Annotated in this window: 9 protein-coding genes; 4 read left to right on the top strand and 5 right to left on the bottom strand. The window is 73.0% G+C overall.

Annotation, left to right across the window (positions count from 1 at the left end):
• Positions 1–305, bottom strand: a 305-nt coding sequence (locus GUY60_RS09675; protein WP_161695938.1) for an NfeD family protein, incomplete at its 3' end; no start/stop codon positions are given.
• A 117-nt stretch (positions 306–422) separates the two neighbouring features.
• Here GUY60_RS09675 and GUY60_RS09670 point away from each other — a divergent pair.
• The 3 genes from GUY60_RS09670 (at position 423) to GUY60_RS09660 (ending at position 2,265) form a co-directional block, all read left to right on the top strand.
• Entirely contained in the window at positions 423–698 is a 276-nt protein-coding gene (locus GUY60_RS09670) for a hypothetical protein (protein WP_161695936.1), read from the top strand.
• 5 nt (positions 699–703) lie between these two features.
• A complete protein-coding gene (locus GUY60_RS09665; protein ID WP_161695934.1) occupies positions 704–1,330 on the top strand; it encodes a DUF3558 family protein in 627 nt (208 codons plus the stop codon).
• Between the two features lie 101 nt (positions 1,331–1,431).
• Positions 1,432–2,265, top strand: a complete 834-nt coding sequence (locus GUY60_RS09660) for a polysaccharide deacetylase family protein (RefSeq protein ID WP_161695932.1) — start codon at positions 1,432–1,434, stop codon at positions 2,263–2,265.
• A 114-nt stretch (positions 2,266–2,379) separates the two neighbouring features.
• On the opposite strand, the gene GUY60_RS09655 is transcribed toward GUY60_RS09660, so the two are convergent.
• From GUY60_RS09655 to GUY60_RS09645, 3 genes are read right to left on the bottom strand one after another with little or no spacing between them, the layout of a single operon-like run.
• Entirely contained in the window at positions 2,380–3,048 is a 669-nt protein-coding gene (locus GUY60_RS09655; RefSeq protein ID WP_161695930.1) for an ABC transporter, read from the bottom strand.
• Positions 3,045–3,935 carry an ATP-binding cassette domain-containing protein gene (locus tag GUY60_RS09650; RefSeq protein ID WP_161695928.1) on the bottom strand — a complete coding sequence of 297 codons (891 nt, stop codon included), beginning with the start codon at positions 3,933–3,935 and terminating at the stop codon, positions 3,045–3,047. Before GUY60_RS09650 ends, GUY60_RS09655 begins: the two co-directional genes overlap by 4 nt.
• A 4-nt stretch (positions 3,936–3,939) precedes the next feature.
• A complete protein-coding gene (locus GUY60_RS09645; protein ID WP_161695925.1) occupies positions 3,940–4,617 on the bottom strand; it encodes an AIM24 family protein in 678 nt (225 codons plus the stop codon).
• Between the two features lie 136 nt (positions 4,618–4,753).
• Here GUY60_RS09645 and GUY60_RS09640 point away from each other — a divergent pair, with 136 nt between their 5' ends.
• Positions 4,754–5,542, top strand: a complete 789-nt coding sequence (locus GUY60_RS09640; RefSeq protein ID WP_161695923.1) for a peptidyl-tRNA hydrolase — start codon at positions 4,754–4,756, stop codon at positions 5,540–5,542.
• Positions 5,543–5,632: 90 nt separating this feature from the next.
• Here the strand turns inward: GUY60_RS09640 and GUY60_RS39690 are convergent, their stop codons facing one another.
• Entirely contained in the window at positions 5,633–8,806 is a 3,174-nt protein-coding gene (locus GUY60_RS39690; RefSeq protein WP_161695921.1) for an FG-GAP-like repeat-containing protein, read from the bottom strand.
• Positions 8,807–8,855: the final 49 nt, after the last annotated feature.

The raw sequence follows: 8,855 nt of genomic DNA, 5'->3' as shown, positions 1-8,855 counted from the left end.
CGCCCGCCCTCGCCCGACACCTCGGCCACGACATACGCGGCCTTGCCGACCAGCGCGTCCACGCCGAACCTGGCCACCTCGGGCCGGCGCAGGTGCCGTACCGCGAAAGGCCGTACGAAGAGCACGCTGACGGTGGCGACGGCGGCGAACACCAGGAATTGGAAAGGCACCGGAAGACCGAGTGCGGCCGTTCCCGACGTGATCAGAGCGGCGACGCCCAGCATTCCGAGCGCGGCGGTGAGTGTGGCGATCTCTGCCACGGCCAGTACGGCGGCGGCGATCAGCCAGATCAGCCAGGGATCCATGGCGCACCTCTTCGAGGATTGCCCGAATTTTACCCGCCGATCGGGGGGTTTATCCCGCGTGGATTCGCCTGGATTCCGCCGGCCCCGATTTCCCGTTCCATCCAGGCGACCCCGAACGTGACGACGCGTTCCGCCTCGAAAAGGTGGCTCTCGGCCGCGCCGACAAGCCCGGACCGGCCGTGGCCCGCTGCGAGCAGGGACGACGACGCGGCCGCGATCGACGCCGGGCTCGCCGAGGCCGAGGAGGAGATCGACGCGACCGGGCAGGTGCGGCCCGACCGGCTGCGGCGGCTGCGCGAGCGGCTCGACCTGGGCGCGACGGCCGCGGCGGGGCTCGCGTCGACGGCGACGCTCGCCCAGCAGATCAGCCAACTCCTCGGCGTACAGGGGTGACCGGCATGGACCTGTGGGACGAGGACCGGCAGGAGTGGGGCACGGCGGACGCGGCCGACCGGCCGGCGCATCCGAGCCGGGCGCGCCGGCTGCTGATCGCCACCGTGGCCGCCGCCCTGCTGTGCGGGGCGGCCGGTACCGGGATCTGGCTCCTGGCCCGCGACAGCGACGAGAGCGGGAGCGGGAGCGGCGAACTGCCGTCCGGCGGCGGCGAGTCGGGTCGGTCCGGAGCGGCGCCCGACTCCGCCGACGCGTGCGCGGCCGTGGACGCGTCGACGGCCGAGGCGTGGGGCCTCGACTCCGGCCGGGAGGCGGAGACCGAGGGTGCGGGGGTCGCGCTGCACGGCGGCTGCGTCTGGACGCTGTGGGACGCGCAGACGGAGGCCGTCGCCGAGGTCTCGCTCTACTACAGCGAGGAGACCCCGATCGAGCCCGCGCCGACGCCGGTCAGCGTCGACGGTCTGCCCTCGGCCCGCTCCTCGGGCAACGCCGCGGGCTGTCTGGTGGTGTGGCCGACGTCGTTCGGGATGGCGGTGGTGCACGTGGCCCCGGAGAACGACGGCCCCGGCCAGGACCTCTGCGACCTCGCCGCCGACTTCGCGGGCGAGATCGCCGCGAACGTCCCGGACTGACGCTCACCCCGGCACCCCGGCACACCCGCACGCCCGCACACCATTCGTGAGGCTCCGCGCGGCTAAGCGAATAGTCCTATTTATCCAGTTATCTTCACCGGGTGATCGTTCCCGTACGAAGACTCGCCGCCCTCTGCGTCCTCGGTGCCGTCCTCACCGGCTGCGGTACCGAGCACACCTCCGCACCCGAACCGGACCGGCCCGCGAAGTCGCCCGCCGCGTCCCGGCCGCCGACGCTCGCGCCGGGCCCCGCCGGACTCGCGCCCGTGTTCAAGAGCGGGGCGCGCGGCGGGGGCAAGACCGTCGCGCTCACCTTCGACGCCGACATGACCGCCGACCAGGGCCCGCGCGCGGCCGGGGGCGAGCGGTTCGACAACCCCGCGCTGCTCGCCACCCTGCGGCGGCTCAAGGTGCCGTCGACCGTGTTCATGACCGGGCGGTGGGCCGAGGAGTACCCGGCGCAGGCCCGCGCCATCGGCACCGACCCGCTGTTCGAGGTCGCCAACCACTCGTACAGCCACTACGCGTTCACCTCGCGCTGCTACGGCCTGCCGACCGTCGCGCCCGGCAAGATGCGGGCCGATGTGGAGCGGGCGTTCGCCGCGTTCAAGAAGGCCGGGATCACCAACGCGATGCCGTACTTCCGCTTCCCCGGCGGCTGTTACGACCGCGCCGCGCTGCGCGCCGTCGGCCGGGCGGGCGTCACCGCCGTGCAGTGGGACGTGGTCAGCGGCGACGCCTTCGCCACCGACTCGGACGCCGTCGCCGATGAGGTGCTGCGCGGGGTCAAGCCCGGTTCGGTCGTCGTCATGCACTGCACCCGCAGCGCGGCGCCCGCGACGGAACGGGCCATCCGCAAGGTCGTACCGGAACTGCGCGAGCGGGGCTACCGGTTCGTCCGGGTCTCGGAGTTGATCGGCACCGCCGGCCGCTGAAGCCGGATCCGCGGCACTGGCTTCGGGGCTGACCTCGGGGCCGGCCTCGGGGCGGTCCTCGAGTGGCGGGAGGCGGAGCGGAACGCCCGCTCGGGCTGAACCCCGCCAAACCCCTCAAGTGCGGCGCGAGGTCAGCGCGCACGCCCCGGCCGTCGCCGCCGCAGCGAGTACCGCCGCGGCCGCGAGCGGCAGCACCAGGACCGGCGCCGTGCCCGCACGTGAACCGGTGATCAGGCCCGTCACCACCACCTGTGCCGGTGAGCCGGGCGTGACCACCGCGAGCAGCGCCGCAAGGGCCGTGACCATCACCGACCAGCCGGGGCTGCGCAGCAGCGGCCAGGTGCACAGCGCGCCGAGTGCCGTGCCGACCAGCGCGCAGACCGCCACCGCGAGCAGTCCCGCCACGATCCCGGGGACCGGGGCGATGGGCGTGCGGTGGTCCGCGCTCCACCAGTCGCTCATCGCCATGACCAGCGCGCTGCCCGCCGCCCCGAGCGCGGCCGCGGTGGCCGCAGCGGTGAGCAGGGCGGCCAGATGCGTACGCGCGGGACTGGTCGCCGCGGCCGTGACATGGCGGGCGGCGGGCGGCTCCTGGGTGGCGCAGATGCGGGCCAGCCAGGCCGCCACGGGCAGCAGGGCCGCGGCCGCGTAGCCGAGCGAGTCGAGCACCGGGTCGCCGGGCTGCGCGCCGACGGCGACGAGCGCGCCGTAGACCAGCACCGGCGGCAGCCAGCGCTGGGAGCGCAGGAGCAGCGCCGAGTGGTAGCGGAACAGGGCGTTCATCGGTCCTCGGCTCCGCGCTCGACGTAGGAAAGATCGGCGTACGAAAGAGGGGAAGGCTCGGCTTCCGGTTCCCGTACCGCGCGGATGTGCCACGGCGGCTCCGCGCGCAGCAGGGCGCGCAGGACCGTGTCGGAGTGCGCGGCCGGGACCGTGACCGTGGCCCCGCCCGCCGCGTCGAGCTCCGCCCGCGCGTCCTCGGGCAGCCCGGCGGGCAGCGGTGCCCCGGCCCGGCCGCGCGCCACGATCGTGACGCGGGGCGCGGGCTCGTGAACCTGGCCGGTGTCGGGGAGCAGGGCCGCGCCCTCCACCCGGTACGCCGCGTCGACGGCGCCCGCGAGCCGGCGCGGATCGTGGTCGACGTACACCACGGCCACTCCGGAGGCGGTCAACTCGCCCACGGTGCGGTCGAGTTCAGCGCGGGCGTCCACGTCGAGGCCGGTCCACGCCTCGTCCAGGATCAGCAACTCCGGCTCGGCGAGCAGCGCTTGGGCGACGGCCACCTTCTGGCTGGTGCCCTTGGACAGCTCGCGCAGCGGCGTACGGGCGTGGCCGGCCGCGCCGAAGCGCTCCAGCCACGCCCGTGCCCGCTCCGTCGCGACCGCGCTCCGCAGTCCGTGCACCCGGCCGAGGTGGGTGAGGTAGCCGAGCGCGGTGAACGGCAGGGACGAGGGGAAGCGCTCCGGTACGTACGCGGTGCGGGGGCGGCCGGTGACGCGGCCCTCGCTGGGCGCGTCGATCCCGGCGAGCAACCGCAACAGCGTCGACTTCCCGCTCCCGTTGGCGCCGGACACGCGCATCAGCGTGCCCGGCGGTACGTCCAGGTCGACACCGCGCAGCACCCAGGGGCCGAGCGCTCCGTAGCGCCGGCCGACCCCGGTCAGGTGCACGCGGTCAGGCCTGCGCGGGCTTGTGCGGGATCGCCTCGCTGGGCCGCACGATCACGAAACCGTCGCCCTGGAGCATCAGTTGGAGCGCTTCGCCCGAGCCGCCGCGGATCATCGAGCCGAAGCTCTGCGAGCGGTGCATGGAGGTGTGCAGGTGGGTGCTCCAGCCGACCACCGCGTCGGTGTCGACGTACACCGGGGCCTGCTGGCTGACGGGAATGACGATCGGGTCGCCCTCGCAGATCACGGCGAGCTTGCCCTGACCGGTGAAGACGCTGTTGAACAGCCCGCCGCCGGTCATGCCCGCGCCCTTCACCGTCTGGATGTCGTACGAGAGGGTGGGGTCGAAGCACAGGACGTTGCGGCCGTTGATGGTGAGCGAGTCGCCGGGGTCGATGTCGACGATGAAGACGTTGGCCGCCTCCTGCGCGAACCACGCCTCGCCCTGGCCGCGCACCGCCATCAGCGCCAGGCCCTCACCCGTGACGGCGCGCTTCAGCATGCCGCCGACGCCCTGGCTCTTGCGCTCGAACTGCAGATTGCCGCGGAAGGCGATCATCGAGCCCTGGCGGGCGTGCATCTCGCCGTTGATCACGTACTTGATCGACTTCGAGTTCTGCAGGCTCATGCCCGGCGCTGTGGCGGGCTGTGCCATGTTCTGCGACGCAAACAGTTCGCTCTTCATCCGAACCCCCGGTTCCGGTCGTGCTGACCGGCCTCCTCGGCCGGTCGGTCCCTCCGTTCCGGAGGGCAGGGTCGACTCTAACGGCCCAACGGCGCCCGGCGGGAGGGACGGTGGCGCTCGCTGGCAGACTGGACGCGTGACCAGCCCGAACTCCTCCCCGTCCGCTTCCGCTTCCACGTCCGCCTCCGCGTCCGCCTCCGCGTCTTCCTCCGCTTCCGACGGACCCGCGCAGGACAGCCCGTTCCGGCACGAGAGCACCGACCGCGACGAGGCACCGCAGTACGTGCTGCCGCTCGTCGTCCGGATCGAGAAGTCCGCGCCGCCCGCGCGCACCGAAGCCCTGGAGACGGCGGCCCGCGCGGTCCTGCTGCTGCTCTCCGACGAGCGCGCCCTGGACGAAGGCCCCTGGGCCGAGGCGGTACGGGACTGGCAGGACGCCCGGATCCGCAAGGTGGTCCGGCGGGCACGCGGCGCCGAGTGGCGGCGCGCGGAGGCGCTGCCCGGCATCACGGTCGACGGCGGCGCCACGGAGGTACGGGTCTATCCGCCCGTACCCCTCGACGGCTGGCCCAAGGACCTGGCCCGCCTCCAGGTGTCCGGCACCGACCTGGACGACCCCGAGCCCCCGCCCGCCCCGGACCCGGCTCAGCCGGTGCTCTGGCTCAGCCCCGACCTCGACATGTCGGCGGGCAAGGCGATGGCGCAGGCCGGCCACGGCGCCCAACTCGCCTGGTGGGAACTCTCGGACGAGCAGCGCGAACAGTGGCGCGCCGCTGGCTTCCCGCTCGCGGTGCGGACGGCGGTCCCGGACCGCTGGCGCGAACTGACGACGAGCGGCCTTCCGGTGGTACGCGACGCGGGCTTCACGGAGATCGCACCGGGCTCGTGCACGGTGGTGGCGGACCACCCGGCGTTGCGGACCTGACGGTCACCGCCGGACCGACGGGCGCGGGTGCCGCGCACGCACAAGGGACCGGCCCCGACGCGAAGGCGTCGGGGCCGGAGAGCGAGACCTTCAGTGGTCTTCTCTAGAACAGGCCCTTGTAGCCCTGCCATCCCGTGGTGATCTGCGTGCGCGAGGTGAACGATCCGTTCCCCTTGCCGTCGTTGCGGTAGAGGTGCCGGAGGTGTCCCGGACGACCAGGTCACCCCTGCCGTCACCGGTGACGTCGCCCACGCCCACCATCGCGTTGTACGTCTTGCCCCAGGCGGTGAAGACGGTGACCCGCTCCTTGAACTGGCCCGCGCCCGTACCGTCGTAGCGGAAGAGCGTGCCGTCGCTGCGGCGGGCGAGCAGTTCTCCGAAACCGTCGCCGTTGAGGTCGCCGACGCCGGCGATGTGGCTGTACGTGGTCCACGCCGAGCGGATCTTCACCCGGCTCTTGAACCCGCCGGCGCCGTCGTCGGCGTACAGGTACATGTCGCCCGTGGAGGCCTGGCGCGCGACGAGGTCCGTACGGCCGTCGCCGGTCAGGTCGCCGGGCGCGGTCAGCAGGTTGTACTGCTGCCAGCCGGTGCCGATGGACGTGGAGGGACTGTCGGGGGTGTACCCGCCGCCCGCGCACTTGCCCGGGTAGCGGCGCAGGGTGCCGTCGGGTGTGCGGACGAGGAGGTCGTTGCAGCGGTCCTCGGTCAGGTCTCCGAACGGCACGGCATAGCTGCCCGCGGGCCAGCCGGAGCCTGACGCCTTGCTGCCGAAGGCCCCCTTGCCGTCGCCGTAGTGGGTGGTGAGGTATCCGGAGGAGCTGAGCGTCATCACGTCGCCCGAGCCGCCGTTGAGATCGTGGTAGCCCCGTGCGCCGCCGGTCACGGTGATGCTTCCGGTGAGCTGCAGGGCCGCGCCCTGGCCGTCCTTCGGGGGCGCGGTCAGCGTCCAGGTGTACGTCCCGTCGGTCGCGTACGCCGAGTCGGAGACCTTGCCGTCCCAGTCCGCGGTGAGCGCGGCGCCGTGCGCGGTGGCGGCGAGTGTCCGCACGGCACGGCCCGCCCTGTCCTTGATGACGACCTGTGCACCGGACGCGGCCGGCTTGGACAGCTGCCAGGAACCGTCCCAGCGGGCGTCCGTCGTGGACTTCAGGTCGACGGACGTGTCGGGGTGCGACTCGATCTTGGCGAGCGGCGAGGTGGGCAGACCGGTGGACTCGGCGCGCACGACACCCGTGGCCGTGTCCAGCCAGGCGACCCCACCGCCGAACCGGTCGGCCGAGATCTTCCCGCCGGCGCCGGGCAGATCGGCCAGGTCCCGGGTGTCACCGACGGTGCCGGACTGGAGGTCGGCCAGACGGACCTTCCCGGCGTCCTTGTCGAGGCTGAGCAGATAGCCGTCACCCAGCTCACTCGCGACGGGCAGGCCGGTCTTCTGCTTCGTCGTACGGTCGTAGAGCCCGGAGCCGGAGGCGCAGTCCCAGGCGACCCAGCGACCCACGGCCTGGAGCCGGGTCGGGGTGCAGCCGATGTCGACGGTCTCCTCGGTCGCCGCGGACTTGAGGTCGACGGCCTTGATGGTGCCGTCGGCGTCACCCACCGTCCACAGCTCGGTGCCCCACACGGCGCTGCCGCCGCCCACCCGCTCGGAGACGATCTTCGGCCCGCCGCTCGCCGCCATGTCCGCCACGTACTGGTGGTCGTCGGCGTCGGTGCCCTCACCGAAGACGACATAGCGGCCGGAGGCCGAGAGCACCTCGCTGCCGTACGTCGTGGTCTGCCCACTCGCATCGGTCCGCGGCAGCGGCAACGACAGGGAGTCCTGCTCCGACGAGCGCACCTCCAGGTGCGACTTCTCCGTGGACCACGCGTAGTTGACCTTGTACGCGAACCGGCCGTCACCGGTGCCGACGGGAACAGCACCCGCGTACCGGCGCACGTCATGCGTGTCGGTCTCCGTCGCCTCGGGCTGCGCGAGCACCGAGCGGTCACCCGCGGACGGGGTGTCACCGAGGTCCAGGGTGCGCTTGAAGACCGACGGGTAGTAGTCGGTGTCCCACTCTGCCGTCGCCAGCACTCCGCCGGCCAGGGCGAGTTGGCGCAACTGACCGGCGCGTGCGGGCAGTTCGTGCACCGTGCTGAGGCCGATCGTGCCGTCGGCGCCGACCGTGGCCTTGCGTACCGCCCAGTGGCCCGCGTCCGCGCCGCCCGTCACCAGGACGCCACCGTCGGGCGCCGCCGTCATGGACAGGGCCGCGTGCGGCAGCAGGGTCTTCGCTTCGCCACCGCCGATGGGCAGTGCGCGCAGCTCCCCGCCCCGGCGCAACTGGTACTCATCGCCCGGCTGCTGCGGCGAATAGCCGGTGGCGGCGAGGACGTGGTCGCCGAGTACCGCCACGGTGGCCGGGTGCTCGCGACTGCCGGCCACGTCGACCGTCGTCTCGGCGCCGTCGAGCTTGTCCCGGCGCAGCAGATGCACCTTGTCGTCGCCGGACTCGCTGTCGTACCAGCCCACGTACGTGTCGGAGAGTACGACCTGCAGTTGCGCGCTCGCCCACGCGACCGGGAAGGCCGAGGTCGCCCGTCCGGTGTCCAGGTCGACGAGCGTGATCTGCTGGCCACCGCTGACGGGGGTGCGCAGTGCGACGGTGTGTCCGTCCGCGCCGACCGCCCACGCCGATGCGGGTACGGCACCGGTCACCGTGGTGTCCGTGAGCTCGCCGCCGTCCGGCTTGCGCAGCACGTGCAGCGCCTCGATGCCGCCGGTGTCCTTCGAGGTGGCGGTGAGCACGGCGCCGCCGGTGGCGCCGAGGTAGCTGTGCCCGTCGGGCAGGGTGAACGTCGTCGACGTGCCCGCCTTCAGGTCCTTCAACTCGACCGTGCGGGACGCCTTCGTGTACAGGGCGACGACGTCCGAGGCCGAACCGTCCACCCGTACACCGGAATCAACGGGGTCCGAGCCGACGGCCTGTGCGTCGCCGCTCTGCGGGATCCACCGGTAGCCGCCCATGGGCCCGAAACCGGTGCCGTACGCGTCGCCCTCCTGCTCCTCCCTGGTGAGGAACCCCGAAGTGCCCGCGGCGTGCACGGTGTTCTTCAGCGGTGCGAACCGGTCGGGGACCGGGATCGTCAGGGCACCCGGCTCGGCCTGGGCACCCTGGAGCAGAAACGGAGCCGCGCCGCCGGCCACCGCGAGAGCGGCGGCCGTGGCGATTCCCGTGCGGATGAGTTTGCGTCTTCGACCGGGCGAATGACGTCCTGTCACGCATACCTCCAACTGGCTGGTGATGAGGAGACCGCTCGACGCGGGCACA

The organism is Streptomyces boluensis (assembly GCF_009908195.1).
GTDB classification, from domain to species: domain Bacteria; phylum Actinomycetota; class Actinomycetes; order Streptomycetales; family Streptomycetaceae; genus Streptomyces; species Streptomyces boluensis.
Note: the sequence above shows the minus strand (reverse complement) of the source record. Positions and strands in the feature narration are given on the sequence as shown.